Origin of the sequence: Nonomuraea monospora (assembly GCF_039531895.1) — a bacterium.
Taxonomy (GTDB): domain Bacteria; phylum Actinomycetota; class Actinomycetes; order Streptosporangiales; family Streptosporangiaceae; genus Nonomuraea; species Nonomuraea monospora.
The window spans coordinates 126,146-146,037 of the sequence record NZ_BAAAQX010000009.1 but is presented as its reverse complement, the minus strand read 5'-3'; the positions used below and the strand labels follow the sequence as shown (position 1 = coordinate 146,037).

The following is a 19,892-nucleotide window of genomic DNA, read 5'->3' as shown; positions in this document are numbered from 1 at the left end:
TTGCCCCATGGCGGCTAAGGACGGCGACGGGTGGACCGAATGCGGTCAAGGCCACCGGCACTGGGGGGTGCACGGCGCCTCCGGACTGCTCGTCGTCCATCATGACGAGGCCGGTGTGCCGTACGTGCTCATGCAGAAGCGTTCCTGGTGGAGCCACCACGGCGGCACCTGGGGGCTGCCCGGCGGAGCCCGCGACAGCCACGAGGACGCCGTCGCCAGCGCGCTGCGCGAGGCCCACGAGGAGGCCGCGCTGGCCGGTGACGGCCTGCGCGTGCAGGGCGTCTACCTCGACGACCACGGCGGGTGGACGTTCGAGACGGTGATCGCCGAGTCGGCCGAGCTGCTGGCCGCGGCGCCCGCCAACCGCGAGAGCACCGAGCTGCGCTGGCTGGCGCTGCCCGAGATCACCTCGCGCAGGCTGCACCCGGGCTTCGCGGCGACCTGGAGCGAGATCCAGGGCGCGATCAGGCCGGAGACGGTCGTGCTGGACGTGGCCAACATCGTCGGCGCGCGGGCCGAGCGCGGCTGGTGGAACGACCGCCTCGGGGCGGCCACGCGGCTGCTGCGCGACGTGGCGGGGGTGCGGCTGACGCATCCCGTGCTGGCGCAGTGGTATCCGCGGATCGTGGCGGTCGTGGAGGGCGCCGCCAGGAGCGCGCCCGCCGTGGAGGGCATCCAGGTGGTCGCGGCCACCGGCAGCGGCGACGACGCGATCGTGGACGTCGTCCGCCAGGTCAAGCCGTGGGAGCGGGTGCTCGTGGTCACCGCCGACAGGGCGCTGAAGGAGCGGGTCGTCCGGCTGGGCGCCGAGACCGCGGGCCCCAGGTGGCTGCTGTCGCAGCTCCGCTAGATCTCGGCCGGCACGACCCGGTCGAAGGCGGCCTTGAGCCCCGTCACGTCCAGCACCCGCTGGAGCACCCCGTGAACGCCCACGATGCCTAAGGAGCCGGCGTGCGCGGCGACCCTGCGCTGATGCTCCACCAGCACCCACAGGCCGCTGGAGTCGCAGAACTCCAGCTCTCCCGCGTCGATGACGATCTGCACCCGGCCCTCGGTGAACAGTTGCACCAGAGCGTCCTTCAACAGTGGCGCCGTGAGCTTGTCGAGGTCGCCGGTGAGGCGCACGAGCGCGTCGCAGCCGCCGCGCTGCACCTCGACGTTGAGATCCGCCACCTCCTGAACGTACACCCCTGTCACCACAGCCGCTATCGTGGTTTCCGCACAGGAGGGTTCGCATAGTGGACGAGTGCAGCCGCCTTGAAAGCGGCCAGGTCAGCGATGGCCTCGTGGGTTCGAATCCCACACCCTCCGCCAGAAATTCCTGGGCTCCCAACCTACGGCGGCGTCATCAGGCCGGCGTTCCGGCAACCCCGCGCCCGGCGGGCCGCCGCCGGCGCGCGACGGCACCGGCAGCGCGCCCGTTCACTCCCTGACCCCCGCGAAGCCGTCGCCCACGCAGGCGGCGAGCTGCAGGTACGCGTCCCGCGTCGGCTCCTGGAGCCGGTCGAGGTCGATCTCCGCGCCCTCCTCCAGATGCGGGTCGTACGGCACCCGGATCACCGCCCGGCACCTGGCCGCGAAGTGGGCCTCCAGCTTCTTGATGTCCACCGCGGACTTCGAGCGAGGCCTGACGCTGCACAGCACCACGGTCGCGTTCTTGACCAGGTCGGCGTAGTGGTGCGCCTCCAGCCAGTCGAGCGTCGCGGACGCGGCCCTGGCGCCGTCCACGGACGGGGAGCTGACCAGCACGATCTGGTCGGCCAGCCCGAGCACGCCGCCCATCGCGGAGTGCAGCAGGCCCGTGCCGCAGTCGGTGATGCAGATGGAGTAGAAGTTCTCCAGCACCTGCGAGACGGCCTGGTAGTCGCCGCCGCTGAACGCCTCCGAGACCGACGGGTCGCGGTCGGAGGCCAGCACCTCCAGCCGCGACGGCGCCTGCGAGGTGAACGCCCTGATGTCGACGTACCGCTTGACCTGGTCACGCTCGTTGAGCAGGTCGCGCACCGTGGCCGAGGTCTCCAGGACAAGCTTGTCGGACAGCGTGCCCCTGTCGGGGTTGGCGTCCACCGCGATGACCCGGTCGCCGCGCATCTGGGCCAGCGTGGCGCCGAGGCCGACCGTGGTCGTGGTCTTGCCCACGCCGCCCTTCAGGCTCAGCACGGCCACGCGGTGGTGGCCGGCCGTGACCGGGGTGCGGGCCCTGGTGACCAGCTCGCGCTGGCGGCGCACCTCGGGCGGCTCGCCGGGCTTGATCCAGCCTCCGGACGCCCGGTACACCAGGCGGCGCCAGCCCTTGGAGGGGGCGTTACGCCGTCCGCGTAGCAGGGACTCCGGGTCGAGGCTCTCGGCGGTCGGGCGGCCCGTGACCGGCGGCCTGGGCGGGGCGGTGAAGACCGGGGTCGGAGCGGGGCGGCGGCGCGGCGCGGGCGGGATCTCGCGTTCCGCGGGACGCCACTCGGGCTGCTCGGTCCACTGCGTGCGCTGCTCGGGGTCCTGGCGGTGCTCGCCGGAGTGCTGGGGCCGGCGGCGGCGCTCGTCGGAGGGCTGGGGGTGCTGGTGGCGGTCCTCGGCCTGTTCGGTCCACTGCGGGCGGTCCTCAGGCTGCTCCGTCCAGGACGGACGCTCCTCGGTCCACTCGGGACGGTCGCCGGTCGGGCGTCCTTCAGTCCATTCGGGACGGTCGCCGGTCGGGCGGCCCTCGGTCCACTCAGGACGGTCACCCGTCCACTCGGAGCGCTCGCCCGTCCACTCCTGGCGGTCGGACGGGCGGTCGGTCCCGTGGGAACGGTCCTGCTGCTCCGACCACGTGAGCCGATGCTCCTGGCCGCCGCGGGCCTCGGGCTCGTTCCAATGCGGGCGGTCGCTCCTCGGCATCGTCTCCGACGACTGGGCCCACTGCGGCAGATCGGCGCGCGCCACCGCCTGCGTGGAGTCCGCGGTGGCGGGCTCCTCCTTGGCCGGGGCGGACGGCTCCTCCCAGGACGGGCGCTCGTTGCCCGGCTGGGTGTCCGCCCACGCGACCTTCTCCTCGGCCGGCGCGGCGGGCTCCTCCCCGGCACGTACCGGCTGCTCCGCACGAACCGACTGCTCCCCACGGACCAGCTCCTCCGCGCGGACCGGCCCGTCGTCCGCACGGACCGGCTGCTCCGCACGGGCCGACCCGTCCGCACGGACCGGCTGCTCCGCGCGTACCGGCTCGTCGGCCGTGGTCTCCTGCGCGGCGCCGGAACCGGCCTCCTCGGTCGCCGGACGGGGCCAGTCGGGAGGCGTCACCCAGGCCGTCTCCTCGCCGGAGGGCGGCCACGTCGTCTCCTCGGGCCGCTCAGGCTCGACGGCCGCCTGCTCGGGCGGCGTGAACGACAGCGACGGGTAGGCGTCGGTGTCGTCGGGCCGCGGCAGCGGCTTCAGCGGCGTGTGGAAGGGGTCGTCGGCGGGCGCCGCGGGCTCCTCCGTGACGGTGGCCCTGCCGAGCCACTCGCCGGCCTCGCTCTCCCGCTCGGGCACCTCCTCGGCCGCCTCGGCGCCGTACACGGAGTCGACGGCCGCGCGGAACAGCGGCGGCGTCGGGGTGTCGTGGTGCTGGGGAACCAGCGACCACGGGTCCTTGGGGTACGGCGAGGCGATCTGCTCGTCGGCGGCAGCGGCCGAGGCGGTGACAGGGACGGGGGCCTCCTCCGTCTCCTTGATCGCATCCAGCCAGGCCAGCTGTTCCTCGAGAGATTCCTCTCGATCGTGTCTTGCCACCGTGTTCCCCCTCGGGTGGGTCTAAAGGGGCAGCAAATACCTTGCAGATTAACGCCATGGCTGACCGCGCAGCCCGGCAACCCACAACTTCTTTGCCCGGCTACCGTGGTTCACATGCGAGCCATTGAGATCGTCGCACCGGGCGGACCTGAGGTTCTGGAGTGGCGCGAGGTGCCGGACCCACCCGTCGAGCGCGGGGACGTGCTCATCGACGTGACCGCCTCGGCGGTCAACCGAGCGGACGTCCTGCAACGCCAGGGCTTCTACGACCCGCCGCCGGGCTCCTCGCCGTACCCGGGGCTGGAGGTCTCGGGTGTGGTGGCCGAGGTCGGGGCGGACGTCGAGCAGTTCAAGCCGGGGGACGAGGTGTGCGCGCTGCTCGGCGGCGGCGGTTACGCCGAGCGCGTAGCCGTGCCATGGCAGCAGGTCATGCCCGTGCCCGACAAGGTGGCGCTGCGCGAGGCCGCCGGGCTGCCCGAGGCGGCCTGCACGGTCTGGTCCAACGTGTTCATGGTCGGACGGCTGCGCAGGGGCGAGACGCTGCTCGTGCACGGCGGCGCCAGCGGCATCGGCACGTTCGCGGTGCAGCTCGCCAAGGCGCTCGGCTCGCACGTCGTGGCCACCGTCGGCTCGGCGGAGAAGGCCGAGCGCGTCAGGGAGCTGGGCGCGGACGAGGTCATCAACTACCGCGAGGAGGACTTCGCCGACAAGGTACGCGCCGACGTCATCCTCGACATCATGGGCGCGAAGTACCTCGCGGGCAACGTCCAGGCCCTGCGCACCGGCGGCCGGCTGGTGATCATCGGGCTGCAGGGCGGCCGCAAGGGCGAGATCGACCTGGGCGCCATGCTCTCCAAGCGCCTGTCGGTCCACGCCACCACGCTGCGCGCCCGTCCTGTCGACGAGAAGGGCGTCATCGTGCGCAGCGTCGTCGACAACGTATGGCCCCTGGTCGCGGCGGGTGCGGTACGTCCCGTCGTGTACGCGGAGGTCCCCATGTCCGAGGCGGCACAAGCTCACCGAATGTTGGATTCGGGAGAGCACGTCGGCAAGATCCTGCTAGTACGGTGAGTGTTATGAATGCTGAGGACAACAACACCCCCCACATCGTGGTGGTGGGCCCCGACTTCCAAGGTCAGGGCGATAGCGGCGAAGAAGATCGCTCGGTCACCAACCTGGTCGAGCAGCCCGCCAAGGTGATGCGCATCGGCAGCATGATCCGCCAGCTCCTCGAAGAGGTGCGCGCGGCCCCTCTCGACGAGGCCAGCCGCAAGCGGCTGAAGGAGATCCACGAGTCCTCCATCAAGGAGCTCGAGGACGGGCTGGCGCCGGAGCTCGTCGACGAGCTGGAGCGGCTCTCGCTCCCGTTCACCGACGACAACGGCACGCCGCCGAGCGAGGCGGAGCTGCGCATCGCGCACGCCCAGCTCGTGGGGTGGCTCGAAGGGTTGTTCCACGGCATCCAGACCACGCTGTTCGCTCAGCAGATGGCGGCTCGGGCCCAGCTGGAGCAGATGCGCAGGGCCCTGCCCGGCGTCCCTGGCGACGAGGGCCCGCGCCCGCACGGCGGCTCCGGCCCGTACCTGTAGGCGGCCCGCCGCCCCACCGTTTCCCGGGCGGGCACGGCCTCACTCCGGCACGGCCCGCCGCTTCGGCACGGCCAAGCACGGCCAGCGCCCGGCCCGGTGCACGCACGGCTGCGTCCGGCCCGCCACGGCCCTTCTGCGCGGCCCAGCCGGAGGCGCCGGCCGCGTGGCGCAGCACCCCGCCACAGCGCGGCACGGCGCCCGGTTACCGGTAGAGCTTCTCGATCACCCGTGCCACCCCGTCATCGTCGTTGGCAGCCGTCACGTGATCGACCGCCGCCAGCACGTCGGGATGCGCGTTGGCCACCGCGTAAGACGTCCCTGCCCAGCTCAACATGGGCAGGTCGTTAGGCATGTCACCGAAGGCCACGGTCTGCGTGTCCTTGATCCCGTGCTCAGCCGCGAACGCCGCCAGCGCGCTGGCCTTGGTCACTCCCTGGGCGCTCATCTCGATCAGCCCCCGGCGGCTGGAGTGGGTGGCCGTCACCAGATGCCCCACCAACTCGTCCACGACCGGCTGGAGCTCGTCCGCGCCCATGGCCGGGTGCAGGGCGAGCAGCTTGGCGCACGGCTTGGCGGTCACCGAGTCGACCCTGACCGCCCCCAGCCGGCGGTCCAAGCCGCCCAGCAGGAAATCGGACTCATGCGCAAAACCGGCTTCATACTCGACCGAAAATACGAGTTCGGACACGTTCGCTCTTAGCTGAGCGACGACTTCCTCGAGTACCTCCACGGCGATGAGGTGAGATTCCACTATCCGTTCGGTATGGAGATCGTAGATCAGGGCTCCGTTCGCGCAGATGGCCAGGCCACGGTGGCGTACGGCGGCGGCCACCCCGCCCATCCACCGGGGCGGACGCCCCGTGACGAACGCCAGCACAGCCCCTGATTCCTCGACCTTGCTGAAGGCGGCGACCGTCCGGGGAGACACGGTTCCGTCGGTGCGCAGGGCGGTTCCGTCGAGGTCGGTGGCCACTAGACGCGGCGCGGGAAGACTCTGCATAACAGGTTCCAGTTTGCCCGGTGATGCCGCCTGACAGAAATCTTCCTGAGGACGGGAACACCAACGCTCCAGAATGGTGTTAGATGTGATGGCGTTGTATTAGCTGATCCCGTAGTGAAAACCAGCATGACTTTGTCTGAGCCACCCCGGGTGCTTGCTGTACGACACACCGGGACCCACGAGGTGTGGGTCCCATAGATTCACATCCTGAGGGAGAGCTTTTATGGCTCAGGGAACCGTCAAGTGGTTCAACGCCGAGAAGGGCTTCGGCTTCATCGCCCCGGACGGCGGTGCGCCGGACGTGTTCGTTCACTTCTCCGAGATCGTCGGCAACGGCTACCGCAGCCTTGAAGACGGCCAGCGGGTCGAGTTCGAGATCACGCAGGGCCAGAAGGGGCCGCAGGCCTCTCAGGTCCGAGCCATCTGACCTGTAGTAGCGAGATAGACCGGGGTTCGCTTCCAGCGGGCTCCGGTCTTTTGCTTGTCCGGGGCCGTCCGTAACGGCGGTCCCGGACATCCGGAAGTGAGAAAGATCACGGAGCCGGTGACGGATCGGTCACGGCTGTGACTCGACTCACACACCTGTTGAACCGGCCGCCACGCCCAGCCATCGACTCGAGTATGAGGTACGCGTGGTTGTGTCACCCCGTGACCGTTGCCGGGGTCATCGTGCTTTTGGTCAACGACCACCTCCTGAAACAGTCCTGGCCCGGGTTCGTCACGGGCAAGCTCAGCGACGTCGCCGGGCTGGTGGTCGCGCCCGCGCTGCTCGCCCTGCTGTTCTGGCGGCGGGCCGATCTGACGGCGACCGTACTCACCGGTGTGCTCTTCACGGTCGTGAAAACGACGGAGACGGGCGCGGAGGCCGCGTCCTATGTCTGGACCCTCGTGGCGGGCCCGTCGCGCGTCCTGGCGGATCCCACGGACCTGCTGGCCCTGCCCGCGCTCGCCCTGGCGTGGTGGGTACGCCGGCGCACCCTCGCCCGGCCCTCCTCGGCCCGCTGGCGGATCCTCGTGACGATGCCCCTGGCCGTGCTCGCCGTCACCGCCACCAGCGCCGCGCCCCCGCCGCTGTCGGCCGAGATCGTCGAGGTGGAGGGGAGCAGGATCCACGTCCACACCAACCACGACGGCAGAGTGACCTCCGAGGACGGCGGCCGCACCTGGACGCAGGCCACCGGCGGGCCCGGCGGCGGACGGGAAGGAAGCGGGCAGAGCGGGCAGAGCGCCCAGTGCGTGCCCGGCCAGGCCACCAGGTGCTACCAGGTGTTCAAGGACCGGCTGGGCGTCGAGCAGTCGGACGACGGCGGCACCACCTGGCGTCCGGCGTGGGCGCCGTCCGGTGACGAGCTGAAGCGCCTGAGCAGGCAGTACGACCCCCCGTCCGGGCTGCGCTCGCAGTCGCTGGCCGTGGTGCCGCAGGAGGGCGGGCACCTCGTCGTCGTGGCGAACGGCGCGGACGGCATCGCGATCCGCGACACCTCGGGCGCGTGGCGGCGCGTCGGCTGGCCCGGCGCCGAGGCCCCCGACGTGGACCTGGAGCCCGAGTGGCGGCTGGCGCTCTTCCTCGCCATCTGCATGATGTTCGCCGGCGCGGGGGCCGGGCTGCGCCGCTACGGCCTGGCCTACACCTGCTCCGCGCTCACCGGTTGCCTGGGCGCGCTGTTCCTGGTCGGCTCGGGCACCTTGCAGGACGCGGCCTTCGCCGCCGGAGTGCCCATCGGCTTCCCGAGCCTGCTCCTGACCGTGTCGGGCGCCGTGGGCTGCGTCGTGCTGGCGGGCGTCGGCCAGGCGCGGCTCACCCCCGTCGCGATCGGCATGCTGGCCGCGCCGCTCGTCTTCGGGGCCGTCTACCTGCCGTTCACGTGGTGGGCGGAGGGGACGCCTGACTCGTACGGGGTCGCGGTCGCGCTCGCCGCCCTGCTGACCGGGCTGGTCGTGCTGGCGAGCGCCGCCGCCATCAGGAGCGACGCCCGCCGCGCGAACTCCGGCGACCAAGAACCACGCCCCACCGGCACGTGATCCGGCCGCACCTCAACAGCGCGCGCGTGATCCGGGGCTTACCGCAGCACCACGCGCGCCGCATCTCAAAGCGCGCGTGATGCGGGCCTACCGCACCACGCGCGTGTCGTGGGCCCTACTTCACGGGCCCCAGCACGTCACTTCACGGGCTCCAGCACGTCGAGCCCCACGTACGGACGCAACGCCTGAGGAACCACCACGGAGCCGTCGGCCTGCTGGTGGTTCTCCAGGATCGCCACGATCCAGCGGGTCGTGGCGAGCGTGCCGTTCAGCGTCGCCAGGTGCTGCGGCTTGCCGTCCTTGTCGCGGTACCGGACGGCGAGCCTGCGCGCCTGGAACTCGGTGCAGTTGGACGTCGAGGTCAGCTCGCGGTACCGCCCCTGGGTCGGGATCCACGCCTCGCAGTCGAACTTGCGAGCCGCCGACATGCCCAGATCGCCCGCCGCCGTGTCGATGATCCGATACGGCACCTCGATCTTGGCCAGCATGTCCTTCTCCCAGCCAAGCAGCCGCTGGTGCTCCTCGTGGGCGTCCTCGGGACGCACGTACGAGAACATCTCGACCTTGTCGAACTGGTGGACGCGGATGATGCCCCTGGTGTCCTTGCCGTACGAGCCCGCCTCGCGACGGAAGCACGACGACCAGCCCGCGTAACGCAGCGGCAGCTCGTCGGCGCTGAGGATCTCCTGGGCGTGGTATCCGGCCAGCGACACCTCCGAGGTGCCGACCAGGTAGAGGTCGTCCTCGGGGAGCCGGTAGATCTCCTTGTCGTGGGCCACGTGGAAGCCGGTGCCCTGCATGGTCTCCGGCTTGACGAGCACCGGCGTGATCATCGGCGTGAACCCTGCCTCGATCGCCTGCTGCATGGCCATGTTGAGCAGGCCGAGCTGCAGCCGCGCGCCGACGCCCCTGAGGAAGAAGAACCGCGAGCCCGACACCTTGGCGCCGCGCTCCATGTCGATGGCGCCGAGCGCCTCGCCCAGCTCCAGGTGGTCTTTCGGCTCGAAGTCGAACGTGCGGGGCTCGCCGTACGTCTCCAGCACGACGTAATCGTCCTCGCCGCCGGACGGTGCGCCCTCCTCGACGATGTTGGGCACCGTCTGGAGCACCTCGTCCAGCTCGGCGCCCAGCTTCTCGGCCTCCGACTCGGCGGTCTTGACCTGGCCCGCGAGGTCCTTGGCGCGCTGCAGCAGCGCGGCCTTCTCCTCGCCCTGCGCCTTGGAGACCGACTTGCCCATGCTCTTCTGCTCAGCGCGCAGAGACTCGAACGAGGTCAGCGCGGATCGGCGGCGCTCGTCGAGGTCGAGCAGCGTGTCGACGATCGAGTCGTCCTCACCGCGGGCACGCTGCGACGCCCGTAGCCGGTCGGGGTCCTCACGAAGGGTACGCAGGTCAATCACAAGGAAAGGCTACCGGCGCGCGGACGCGCCGCGCCCCTGCTTTCTCCCGTACGTTTTCGCGGGACGCCCATGCCCAGCGCCCCTGGCTTGCGGGACGCGCGTCCGGCCCGCCCGAACGCACCCGCCCGAACGTACCCGCCAGCCGCGCTCAGACCTGCCCGGCCCTGATCCGCGCCAGCCAGTCGCCCGCCTCCGCGAACTCCGGATCGGACGTGCCGCGCTTGATCTTCGGCGCCACCCCGTCAGCCCGCGGATAACTCCCCAGGAACCGCACCTCACCACAGATCCGGTGCAGCCCGGCGATGGCCTCACCCACCCGGGCGTCGGCGACGTGCCCCTCGAAGTCGAAGTGGAAGAAGTAGCGCCCGATCCCGTCACCCGTCGGCCGCGACTCGATGCGCGTCAGGTTGACCCCGCGCACGGAGAACTCGGTCAGCATCTCCAGCAGAGCGCCCGGGTGGTCGTCGGCCAGGAAGACCACCAGCGTGGTGCGGTCGGAGCCGGTCGCCTCGGGCGGCGGCCCGGGACGGCTCACCTTGACGAACCTGGTCACGGTGTCGGACCTGTCGCCGATGTCGGTGGCCAGCTCCACCAGCCCGTAGTGCTCCCCGGCGATGCGCGCGGCGATCGCGGCGTCGTACGGCGAGCCAGGAAGCGAAACCTCCTGTGCGGCGGCGGCCGTGGACGGGGCGGCCACCACGACGGCGTCGGGCAGCTCACGCGCGATGAAGGCACGGCACTGCGTGATGGCGGCCGGATGCGTGTAGACCCGCTTGATGTGCGGAATCTCGGTGTCGGGCCTGGCCAGCAGCGAGAACTGCACCGGCAGCAGCAGCTCGGCGTTGATCAGCAGCGGCTCGCCCCAGGCGAACTCGTCGAGCGTCGTGGTGATCGCACCCTCGATGGAGTTCTCCAGCGGGACCACCGCGCCGTCGGCGTCGCCGGAGCGTGCGGCGTTGAGCGCGGCGCTCACGGTGGCGCAGGGCAGCCGCTCGGCGATGGGGTCGAGGAGCCGCAGGGCCTCTTCGGTGAAGGTCCCTTCCGGTCCGAGATAGGCGAGTCTGGGCATACTTACAGGCTATCCGCAGGTGGACAGCACCCGCGGCCATTTCACCGGCCGACCTGCGCCTGCTCACCCGCCGTCCTGCGCCTGCTCACCGGCCGACCTGTGCCTGCTTCACCCGGCGACCTGCGGCTGCTTCACCCGGCGACCTGCGGCTGAGCGGGCTCAGAGCAGTTCGGGAGCCCGGCAGGCCACCACGGGGCCGTGCCCGAGCCGCGCCGCCCGCACCGCCTCTTCCTCCTCCGGCGACAGCGGCTGCTGCCCCTTGCCGCCCACCACCGTCCGCACGTAGGTGCGGGTCTCGCTGCGCCCGTTGATGGACGTCAGCACGATCCCGTCCCCCAGCCCGTTGATCATCGCCACCGAGAACGACATCCGCCCGGTCATCTCGGCGAGCGCGTCGTACTGGCACACGGCGACGTCCCTGACGGCCTTGAGATCGCCCCGGCCCTCACTGATCTGGCGGGAGAGCAGGCGCTGGCAGTCCTCCACCGTGGCCTTGGCCTGGCGCAGCGCCAGACAACCGATCATTACGCCACTGATTCCGGCGACGACACCCACGATCACCCATGTGGTAACGAGCACGGCACAGAGGGTAATGGCTCGGTCAAGCGATCTGTCGGCGTTTCGGAAGCCAGGACACCAACAACCACACCAGCACCACCGCTCCCAGCCCGAACCCGTTCTGAACGATCTTCCCCAGCACCAGACTGACCCCGGGAATCTTGGCGGAGATCAGCGAGACCCCCCACCACGGCACCGGCACCACGTAGAACAGCCACACCCCGGCGGCCACCCGCAGCCTGACGGGGTCCCGCCCGTCGCCGACGATCGCCGCGAGCACCACGACCACCCACGCCAGGTGGTGGATCCACGCGACAGGCGACAGCAGCACCGCCATGAGCCCGACCAGCGCGACCGCCGTAAGTGTGTCTCCTCTCTGGTACGCGTCCCGCGCCCCCCGGAACCCGAACCACCCCACCACGGCCACGATCACCAGCCAGATCAGCGAGGTCATCCACTCCTGCGGCAGGTACAGCCGGATCAGCATGCCCCGGATCGACTGGTTCGTGGTGGCCGCGTTCGCGCCGAGCCGTTCGGGGTCGAGCAGCGCCGAGAACCAGAAGTCCACCGCGTCCTGCGGAATCACCGCGAACGGCAGCAACGTGAGCACCGCCGCCGCGAACGACGCCATGAAGAACGTCCGCCACTGCCGCGTGATCAGCAGATAGATCAGGAAGACGCCGGGCGTCAGCTTGACCGCCGTCGCCAGCCCGATCAGAAACCCCCTCGGCCACCACGGCCGCCTGGCCATGCAGTCGACCAGGCACAGGGCGACCAGCAGGATGTCCACCTGCCCGAAACGTACCTGGTCCCTGATCGGCATCAGGTACGTGCACATCACCATGAGCAGCGCAAAAAGCCACGGAGCGTACTTCCGCAGCGAATCCCGCTCCAGCACCTGCCGGAAGGAGAACCACACGGTCACGGCCAGCGCAACGAAAACCCCGGCCGTCCACACCCACTGCGCCGTCTCCCACGACATCGCCGCCAGCAGCACGGCCAGCATCGCGGCGATCGGCGGGTACGTGAACGGCAGCAGTTGCGGGGCGGGCGTGTAGTAGTCGTACACCGGGCGCCCGTCGAGCAGCATCTGCCCGCCGGTACGGTAAACGTCCAGGTCAACGAGCCGCTGGTCGTCGGGGTTCGTCAGCCACTGCTGCACCAGAGGCGCCGCGGCCGCCGCGACGACGAGCACCACGATCGCCCACGCCCACCACTGCCGCCGGATCACCCGCACCTCGCCACTTGTCACGGTGTGGCACGTTACCGTGGCTGTTGTTGATCGAGGGGCAGACCACTGGGGGTCCGTACATGCCGAACGCCACGCCGTACCCGCCTCAGGGCCGGTACGTGGCCCGTCTCGGCCGCCACGCCACCCGCGCCCTCACCACCGCCTTCCTCACCCTGACCCCCCTCATCGCCACCCCCGCCCTGAGCACCGCCGCCACGCCGCCCCCGGGATGGGGCCCAACCGCAAACGCCGCCGCAGCCACGTCCACGAGCACGAGCACCGCCGCCCACACGAGCCCTGCCGCCCACGCGACCGCGATCGCGAGCGCCACTGCATACGCGAGCAGGAACACCGGCACCGCCACGCACCTGAGCCCGAGCACCGGCAGCTCCGCACGCGCTAGCGCGATCGCCAGCGCACACACGAGCGTTGACGCACAGACGACCGCGGTCGCGAGCACCGCCACACACGCCAGCACCGCCGCACACGCGAGCCTTGACGCACACACGAGCGCGATCGCGAGCACCGCCACACACGCAGGCAGGAACACCGGCACCGCCGCACACCAGAGCCTGAGCGCTAGCAGCGCCGCACTCACGAACCCGAGCGTCGCCACAACCAGCGGCGTGGACGGGCACACCGGCACAACCCCGGACACCGCCACCGCAGCCGCTGCCGCAACCGCCGCAGCCACGACCCACGCCCCACCCCAGCGGCGCGTGGCCCTCATCGGCGTCCCCGGCCTGGAGTGGAGCGACCTCGACGAGACCAGAACCCCCAACCTGTGGCGCCTGGTGTCCCAGGGCGCGTCGGCCTCCCTCTCCACCCGCGCCGTCCCACCCCCGGACCGTGGCATCACCTGCCCCACAGCCGGCTGGCTGACCATCTCGGCGGGCCAGCGAGCTGGCGTGGAAGGCAAGGGCTGCCCAGTTCCTCCCACCCCCCAGCCCAGCGGCGACGGCGCCACGGTCCCGAACTGGGCCGCCCTGACCGCGTACCAGGCGGAGACCGGCTACGACGCCAAGCTCGGCACCCTGGGCGGCCTCATCGCGGAGAGTGGCGGGAAGGTGGCCGCGATCGGCCCGGGCGCCGCACTGGCGGCAGCCGACAAGTCCGGAAATATCGCCAAATACGCCCCCACCCTCGACGCCCTGGGCGACCCCACCCCCTACAACCTGATCGTCCTCGACGCCGACGACCTCGCGACCGCCTGGTTCAAGCAGCCCCTCGACGAGTACGGCGTCCCCACCCCTCTGCCCGCATCCGCGCGCCAGGCGGCGGTGGCGCAGGCGGACCAGCGCATCGGCGCCCTCATCAACCGGCTCCCCGCCGACACCACGATCCTGGTAGCAGGCGTCTCGGACGTCACCCCGAACGCCCACCTCCACGTCGCCATCGCCACCGGCCCCTCCCCGGACGGTTCCCCGTACCCCCACGGCCACCTCACCGCGACCTCCACCCGCCAGGACGCGCTGGTCGCCATCACCGACCTCACCGCCACCACCATCCAGCTCCTGGGCCTGCCCGCCGCACCCCAGGTGGTCGGCCGATCCTGGCAGCCGGGCGGGCCCGCTCCCGCCACGACGTCCGAGACGGTGACAGAGCTGGCGGACGCGGATCTGGCCAGCCAGGTGTTGCGGGAGGTGCGGGGGCCGTTCTTCGCCGTGCTGGTCGCGGTCCAGCTCCTCTTCTACGCCTTCGCCGCCCTCGCCCTCCGCCTGCGCCGCCGCCGCTCCCCCGCCACGACCACAGCACGCCGGGACACCCAGGGCACGGGGGGCACGGACGCGAAGGTCAACGGCTCGCAGGCAACGACACAGGACGCCAACGCGGAGGCAGCAGGCGCGGGCTCGGGCAGGGGCACGAGCGCTGACGTGGGCGCAGGTGCTGGCTCTGTCCTGGGCTCGGGAGCGGGCGCTGGCTCCGGCGCGAACGTGGGCGCTGACGTGGGCGCTGACGTGGGTGCTGACGTGGGTGCAGGTGCTGGCGCTGGCCTAGGTACTGGCCCACGCGCAGACGCTAGCTCCGGCGCGGACGGGGGTGCGGGCGCAGAGGTGAGCACCGGCGCTGGTGCCAGCGCAGGCACAGGCACGAGCGCAGGCACAGGCACGAGCGCAGGCACAGGCACGAGCGCAGGCACAGGTGTGGGCGTGGGCGCGGGTGTGGGTGTGGGTGTGGGGGGTGCGGAGGTGGCGGGTGTGCTGGACGCGAGCACTTCCAAGCTGCTCAGAGCCGTCCAGGTCGTGGCCGTGATCAGCGGTGCGATTGCCGTATCCACCTTCTTGGCCCAGTTGGTCCCTTGGTGGACGCTCCCCGTGCCGATGTTGTCGGTGATCGTGACGATCCTCGCCATCGCCGGCCTGATCACCGGGCTCGCCTTCGCCGGTCCCTGGCGTTCGCATGTGATCGGCCCTCTCACCGTCGTCGCTTCCATCACCTCGCTTGCCCTTCTGATTGACGTGATGACGGGCTCGAAGCTGCAGGTCAACGCCGTGACCGGGTACGAGCCCGTGACCGGTGGACGTTTTTACGGGTTCAGCAACATCGCCTTTGCGATCTACGCCACGGGCACTGTGCTGGGGTTGGCCGGGGTGGCTCAGTGGCTGCTCGGGAGAGGGGTGGCGCGGGTTGTGGTGGTCGGGGTGTGTGCGCTGTACGGGGGGTTCGCGATCTTCGCGGATGGGTGGCCTTCGTGGGGGGCGGACTTCGGGGGCGTTCCGGCGTTCGTGATCGGGCTGGCCGTTTTTCTGATGTTGCTGTCCGGTAAACGGGTGTCGTTGGGGCGGCTGGTCATCGTGGGGCTGGTAGGGGCGGCGATCGTGGGGGTGTTGTCGGTTGTGGACTGGTTGCGGCCGCAGACGCAGCGGACGCACCTGGGGAATTTCGTGCAGCAGGTCATTGATGGTCAGGCGTGGACCGTGATCGGGCGTAAGTTCGGCGCCATGGTCGGGGTGACTGTGGGGAACTGGTCGTTGACGCTCCTTTCGCTGGTGGCGCTGGCCTTCCTGTTTCTGGTGCTGGCTCGGCCGTCGCGGTGGGGGGCCGCGGCGCTCGGGCTGGCCTATCGTCAGGCGCCGACGTTCAGGGCGGGATTGTTCGGCGCGCTGACGTGTGCCTTTGTCGGCTTTTTGATGAACGACTCCGGGATCGCCATTCCTGCCATGGCGCTCACGGTGGCGGTGCCGCTGACGCTGGCGGCGTGCGTGCGGGCCCTGCAGCTCGCCACGCCCACATCACCAGCAGAGCGGTCAGAGCCAGCAGCGCCCAGGCGAGCTGAGGCCTGAGCACCTTGCCGAGCCAGTCGAGATCGACCGGCACCTCCTGCACCCTGGCAGGCAGGTACGCCAGCGACAGGACCAGCAGGTGCACGACCACGAACCTGTCCAGGGCGGAGGCCGCGACCAGGGCGAGCAGCCCGAACGCCAGCCCGTCGTACCAGGGCAGGATGTACGGCGTGGCGAACAAATAGGCCACCACCAGGCAAACGGCCACCACCGGCGCCTCCAGCTCGCCGCCTGAGCCCGCGCCAAGCGACCCTCCGCGCCCGCCGGGCGACCCTCCGTCTGCGTCGCACCGTCCTCCATGCGCGTCGCACCGTCCTCCATGCGCGCCGCGCAGCCCTCCGTGCGCGCCGGGCGACCTCCCGTCTGCGTCGCGTAGCCCTCCGTGCGCGTCGGGCGACCTCCCGCGTGCGCTGCCCAGACCTCCGTGCGCGTCGGGAGACCTCCCGCGTGCGCCGGGCAGACCTCCGTGCGCGCCGAGCAGTGCTCTGCGTGTCGCCAGGCGGAGCAGCGTCCAGGCGATGAGTGCCAGCAGTAGGAGGGAGCCGATCTGGATCTCTCCCCGGTACGCGGTTCCAGGGCCCACGATCGCCTGGAGCCAGCCCTGGACGAGCTTCCACGGGGACGCGTGCGAGATCGACTTGCTCGTCCTGGTCATCGGGGCGATCGCCTCAGGGCCGACGATCGCGTACCCCACGACCACCACCGCGACCGCGCATCCCGCCATGAGGGCCAGGCGGGCGGGGCGGCGGCGCAGCTCCCAGGCCGGGCCGAGCGCCACCAGGCCAGCGTTGACCTTGATGGCCACCCCGAGGCCCAGCAGGACGCCCGCGCCGACGGGGCGGCTCCTGGCCAGGAGGGCGGCGACCATGCAGGCGATGGCGAGGGTGTCGACGTGCATGCCCGCGACAAGCTGGTAGAGCAGGAGGGGGTTGACCGTCCAGAGGAGCGCGGCGCGCAGGCGCGTGGCGGGGTCGTGCCTGGTGAAGCGGTCGATGAGCAGGGCCGTGGCGATGAAGGCGGCGGCGTTGACCAGGGCCAGGATGAAGATGGTCAGTCTGAGTGAGTCGCCGCCTATCCAGCTCGCCAGCGCCTGCACGGCCGTGGCGATGGGGCCGTAGACGCTGGGCTCTTCGCGCCAGGGTTTCTCCACCGCGTCGGCGATGGGGTCGCCCGGGAGGTTGATGGCGCCATGTGTGTACGGGTTGAGGCCGAGGGTGACCATGCGGCCGTAGGCGGCGTAGTTGAGATGGTCGGCGGATCCGGAGGGAGGGAGGAACGCCAGGATGCCGGCGGTCAGGCAGCCGAGGAGGACGAGGGATCGCGGGTCGGGCAGCCGTGATCTGCTGGTGGCGGGCGGGGAACTCGGCGGGCCGAGGGTGTGCAGGGCGCCCAGCAGGCCGAGGCCGCCGAGCACGATGGCCAGCGCTGCCAGGGCGATCACCAGGTGTGGCTCTGGCTGGGCGTTCAGGGAGTAGGGCGGTTGCCAGGACGGGCCGCTCAGGGCGGGGACCACCGCCGATGGGCCGAGCAGGCCGATGGTGATCGTCAGGAGGATCGAGACGCCGATCGCCGCCATGGCGGCCCCTGCCGCTCGGGCCGGTGCGTGCGTGCGGTGCGTCTGCGAAGTCACCGGGAAATTCCAGCACACTCGGGAGAGGCGTTCCGACGAAGCAAGGTTACCTGTGGACAACCGCTCCGACAGCACGGTGATCTGTGGACGGCGGCTTCGGGGGAGCGATCACCTGTGGACGGCTGCCGCAAAGGCACGCACGGTTGCCAGTGCATACCGGCCGCGGAGACACGGTTGCCTGTGGACAACTGCTTCGGCAACACGGCTGCCTGTGGACGACCGGCTCGCGGTGCCCGCCCGTCACTCCCCGGTCAGCCCGTCCACCGACTCGCGGATGAGGTCGGCGTGGCCGTTGTGCCGCGCGTACTCCTCGATCATGTGCACCAAAATCCACCGCACGCTGACCCTGCGCCCGTCCGGCCACGCACGCCCGGACAGGCGGCCCAGGCCGCCGTCCGCGAGTGCCTCGTCGAGCAGCAGCCGCGAGCGGGACACCGCGTCCTGCCAGAGGGCGTGCAGCTCCTCAGGGGTGTCCTCGGCGGCCGAGTGCCACTCCCAGTCGGGGTCGCTCTTCCAGTCCACCGTGGTCCACAGCGGCTGGCCCTCGCGGTCGTGCAGTTGGACGGAGAACCAGTGGTTCTCGACGTACGACAGGTGCTTGAGCATCCCGCCGAGCGTCATCGACGACGCGCCCACGGTGGCCTTGAGCCCGGACGCGTCCAGCCCCGCGCACTTCCACGCGAAAGTGGCGCGGTGGAACTCCAGGTAACCCACGAGGGTGGCGAGCTCGTCGCCGTCGAGGGGAGGTTCTGGACGACCCTGCTCATCGATATCAGGCATGCCGGAAGTGTAGGGGCAGGCCGCTCAGCGGCGATGCCGGAGCTTGTCGAGGTTCTGGACGACCACGGGCTCCCGCACCGCCAGCGCCCGCGCCACGTCGCGCAACTGCCGTGCCCTGTGTAGCTGGGCGCGCCAGTCGGTGCCGGTGGCCCGGTGCGCCATGTCCACCTCGACCTCCGCGACGCGGTACCCCTTGCGCAGCAGGTCGATGGTCAGCGCCGTCTCCACCCCGAACCCGTGCGCCAGCGGCCGCGCCGCCTCGAACGCGGCTCGCGTGAGGCAGCGTTGCCCGTTGAGCGGCTGGGCGGGGTCGAACCCGGTGGCCCGGCGGATGCCCTCCTTCGACAGGCGGACCACTAAGCCGTGGCCGCCGAGCCGCACCCGCGTGGTGAACACGGCGATCGTCATGTCCGCCTCGCCCTCGCGCACGGGCGCGATGAGCGGCGCCGCGGCCTGGGCCGTGTCGCCGAGGTCGGCGTCGAGGAAGAGGAGGTGGCGCGGGGTGGCGTCCTCGTCGAGGAGGCGTACGGCCTCGGCGCCCGTCTCCATGGCGGCGGCCTTGCCGCGGTTGCGGCTGTGGCGCACCACCCTGGCTCCGGCCGCGCGGGCCACCCTGCCGGTCTGGTCGGACGAGCCGTCGTCGACGACCACGACGAGGTCGACGCCGGGCAGCGCCGCGGCGGCCTTGACGGTGGCCGCGATGCGGTCCGCCTCGTTGACGGCGGGAATGATGACCGCCGTGTCGCCGCTCACCGGTCATCGCCTCCGCGATAGCTGCTCGTCGCGTCCGCCTTCAACCGGTCATCGCCTTCGCGAAAACCGCTCGTCGCGTCCATCCTCACCGTACGTCGCTTCCGCAGCGACTCCCTCACCGTACGTCGCCACCGCGGCGACGCCGGCCCCTCCGGCCATCGCCTCCGCGGCGACGTACGAACCGTCATGAGCCCTCTGCGATGAGAAACTCCTGCGGCACCTCGTCGTGCACGGTGAACACCGAGTCGAGACCCGTCACCTGAAGGATCTTGCGTACGGCCGGCCGCGGGGCCGCCACTTCCAGCGCCCCTCCCTGCTCTTTCATCCGCTTGAGCGCCGAGAGCAGCACATTCATCCCCGTGGAGTCGCAGAAATCCACGGCGGACATGTCGATGACCACCCGGCTAGGCCCGTCCTGCAGCAGCCGAGTGAACTCGGACTGCAGGTGGGGCGCCGTATAGAGGTCGATTTCTCCGGTGATGGCAACGAGTGCGCACCCGGCATGTGATCGAGTCGAGACCTTGAGCTCCACATGGGCAGGCTAGCGGCGCGAGCGCTTCCGGTCACGTTGTCACGCCGATAGGGGAACCACAGGTTTTTGTCCTCCGTTTGGGCTCCATGAAAACGGAGAGTACGCGAAGCTTGACAGCGTGACACGGGAACCGCCACCGCTTCGTGGAGAAGGAGGGGCTGGGGCACGACCGACGGGCCCCGCATCGATGAACGCAGAAAAACCGGAAGACGCTCAGCGCCAAGGGCTCCGAGAACGCCTGGAGACCATCCTCATCAGCACAGAGAAGGCGACGTCATGGCATGACCAAGCAGGACGCCT

18 protein-coding genes and 1 tRNA gene are annotated in these 19,892 nt (G+C 70.8%); 7 read left to right on the top strand and 12 right to left on the bottom strand.

All coding sequences use genetic code 11. The features are described from left to right. Positions 1-7: 7 nt before the first annotated feature. Complete coding sequence (locus tag ABD331_RS19885) at positions 8-850, top strand: NUDIX hydrolase (protein ID WP_344476808.1); 843 nt, start codon at positions 8-10, stop codon at positions 848-850. On the opposite strand, the gene ABD331_RS19880 is transcribed toward ABD331_RS19885, so the two are convergent. Next, positions 847-1,200, bottom strand: a complete 354-nt coding sequence (locus ABD331_RS19880) for an STAS domain-containing protein (protein ID WP_344476806.1) — start codon at positions 1,198-1,200, stop codon at positions 847-849. The two genes, ABD331_RS19885 and ABD331_RS19880, sit on opposite strands and share 4 nt — an antisense overlap. Before the next feature lie 24 nt (positions 1,201-1,224). Here ABD331_RS19880 and ABD331_RS19875 point away from each other — a divergent pair. Then, a tRNA-Ser gene (locus tag ABD331_RS19875) sits at positions 1,225-1,314 on the top strand. Positions 1,315-1,422: 108 nt separating this feature from the next. Here the strand turns inward: ABD331_RS19875 and ABD331_RS19870 are convergent. Beyond that, complete coding sequence (locus ABD331_RS19870; RefSeq protein ID WP_344476804.1) at positions 1,423-3,744, bottom strand: nucleotide-binding protein; 2,322 nt, start codon at positions 3,742-3,744, stop codon at positions 1,423-1,425. 114 nt (positions 3,745-3,858) lie between these two features. Between ABD331_RS19870 and ABD331_RS19865 the strand changes: the two genes are divergently transcribed. Together ABD331_RS19865 and ABD331_RS19860 are read left to right on the top strand one after the other, a co-directional pair. After that, the gene (locus ABD331_RS19865) at positions 3,859-4,815 is read left to right on the top strand and encodes an NAD(P)H-quinone oxidoreductase (RefSeq protein ID WP_344476802.1); all 957 of its coding nucleotides are present in this window, start codon (positions 3,859-3,861) and stop codon (positions 4,813-4,815) included. A gap of 5 nt (positions 4,816-4,820) precedes the next feature. Then, positions 4,821-5,333 (top strand): bacterial proteasome activator family protein, encoded by a 513-nt coding sequence (locus ABD331_RS19860; protein WP_148443656.1) that lies wholly within the window; start codon positions 4,821-4,823, stop codon positions 5,331-5,333. 202 nt (positions 5,334-5,535) lie between these two features. Here the strand turns inward: ABD331_RS19860 and ABD331_RS19855 are convergent, their stop codons facing one another. Further along, positions 5,536-6,306: an HAD family hydrolase gene (locus ABD331_RS19855; RefSeq protein ID WP_344476800.1), complete on the bottom strand. Its 771-nt coding sequence runs from the start codon at positions 6,304-6,306 to the stop codon at positions 5,536-5,538. Positions 6,307-6,556: 250 nt separating this feature from the next. Here ABD331_RS19855 and ABD331_RS19850 point away from each other — a divergent pair, with 250 nt between their 5' ends. Both ABD331_RS19850 and ABD331_RS19845 read left to right on the top strand, forming a co-directional pair. Further along, positions 6,557-6,760 (top strand): cold-shock protein, encoded by a 204-nt coding sequence (locus ABD331_RS19850; RefSeq protein ID WP_043619750.1) that lies wholly within the window; start codon positions 6,557-6,559, stop codon positions 6,758-6,760. Positions 6,761-6,981: 221 nt separating this feature from the next. Then, positions 6,982-8,355 (top strand): hypothetical protein, encoded by a 1,374-nt coding sequence (locus ABD331_RS19845; protein WP_344476788.1) that lies wholly within the window; start codon positions 6,982-6,984, stop codon positions 8,353-8,355. A gap of 137 nt (positions 8,356-8,492) precedes the next feature. Here ABD331_RS19845 and serS read toward each other — a convergent pair whose 3' ends face one another. The 5 genes from serS to ABD331_RS19820 all read right to left on the bottom strand — a co-directional run bounded on the left by serS (position 8,493) and on the right by ABD331_RS19820 (position 13,229). After that, positions 8,493-9,755 carry a serine--tRNA ligase gene (gene serS / locus ABD331_RS19840; protein ID WP_344476786.1) on the bottom strand — a complete coding sequence of 421 codons (1,263 nt, stop codon included), beginning with the start codon at positions 9,753-9,755 and terminating at the stop codon, positions 8,493-8,495. Positions 9,756-9,903: 148 nt separating this feature from the next. Beyond that, a complete protein-coding gene (gene pheA / locus ABD331_RS19835) occupies positions 9,904-10,824 on the bottom strand; it encodes a prephenate dehydratase (protein WP_344476784.1) in 921 nt (306 codons plus the stop codon). 159 nt (positions 10,825-10,983) lie between these two features. Further along, on the bottom strand, positions 10,984-11,403 hold the full coding sequence (locus ABD331_RS19830) for a DUF4446 family protein (protein WP_344476782.1): 420 nt from the start codon (positions 11,401-11,403) through the stop codon (positions 10,984-10,986). A 22-nt stretch (positions 11,404-11,425) separates the two neighbouring features. Further along, positions 11,426-12,634 (bottom strand): glycosyltransferase 87 family protein, encoded by a 1,209-nt coding sequence (locus tag ABD331_RS19825; RefSeq protein ID WP_344476780.1) that lies wholly within the window; start codon positions 12,632-12,634, stop codon positions 11,426-11,428. A gap of 85 nt (positions 12,635-12,719) precedes the next feature. Next, positions 12,720-13,229, bottom strand: a complete 510-nt coding sequence (locus ABD331_RS19820; protein ID WP_344476779.1) for a hypothetical protein — start codon at positions 13,227-13,229, stop codon at positions 12,720-12,722. A gap of 10 nt (positions 13,230-13,239) precedes the next feature. Between ABD331_RS19820 and ABD331_RS19815 the strand changes: the two genes are divergently transcribed. Continuing rightward, positions 13,240-15,897 (top strand): hypothetical protein, encoded by a 2,658-nt coding sequence (locus tag ABD331_RS19815; protein ID WP_344476777.1) that lies wholly within the window; start codon positions 13,240-13,242, stop codon positions 15,895-15,897. Here ABD331_RS19815 and mptB read toward each other — a convergent pair. The 4 genes from mptB to ABD331_RS19795 form a co-directional block, all read right to left on the bottom strand. Next, positions 15,782-17,527 carry a polyprenol phosphomannose-dependent alpha 1,6 mannosyltransferase MptB gene (mptB, locus tag ABD331_RS19810; protein ID WP_344476775.1) on the bottom strand — a complete coding sequence of 582 codons (1,746 nt, stop codon included), beginning with the start codon at positions 17,525-17,527 and terminating at the stop codon, positions 15,782-15,784. The genes ABD331_RS19815 and mptB overlap by 116 nt on opposite strands. A 240-nt stretch (positions 17,528-17,767) precedes the next feature. Then, positions 17,768-18,307 (bottom strand): DinB family protein, encoded by a 540-nt coding sequence (locus ABD331_RS19805; RefSeq protein WP_344476773.1) that lies wholly within the window; start codon positions 18,305-18,307, stop codon positions 17,768-17,770. Between the two features lie 24 nt (positions 18,308-18,331). Then, positions 18,332-19,060 (bottom strand): glycosyltransferase family 2 protein, encoded by a 729-nt coding sequence (locus tag ABD331_RS19800; RefSeq protein WP_344476771.1) that lies wholly within the window; start codon positions 19,058-19,060, stop codon positions 18,332-18,334. Positions 19,061-19,244: 184 nt separating this feature from the next. Continuing rightward, the gene (locus tag ABD331_RS19795) at positions 19,245-19,592 is read right to left on the bottom strand and encodes an STAS domain-containing protein (RefSeq protein ID WP_148443648.1); all 348 of its coding nucleotides are present in this window, start codon (positions 19,590-19,592) and stop codon (positions 19,245-19,247) included. Between the last annotated feature and the right edge of the window lie 300 nt (positions 19,593-19,892).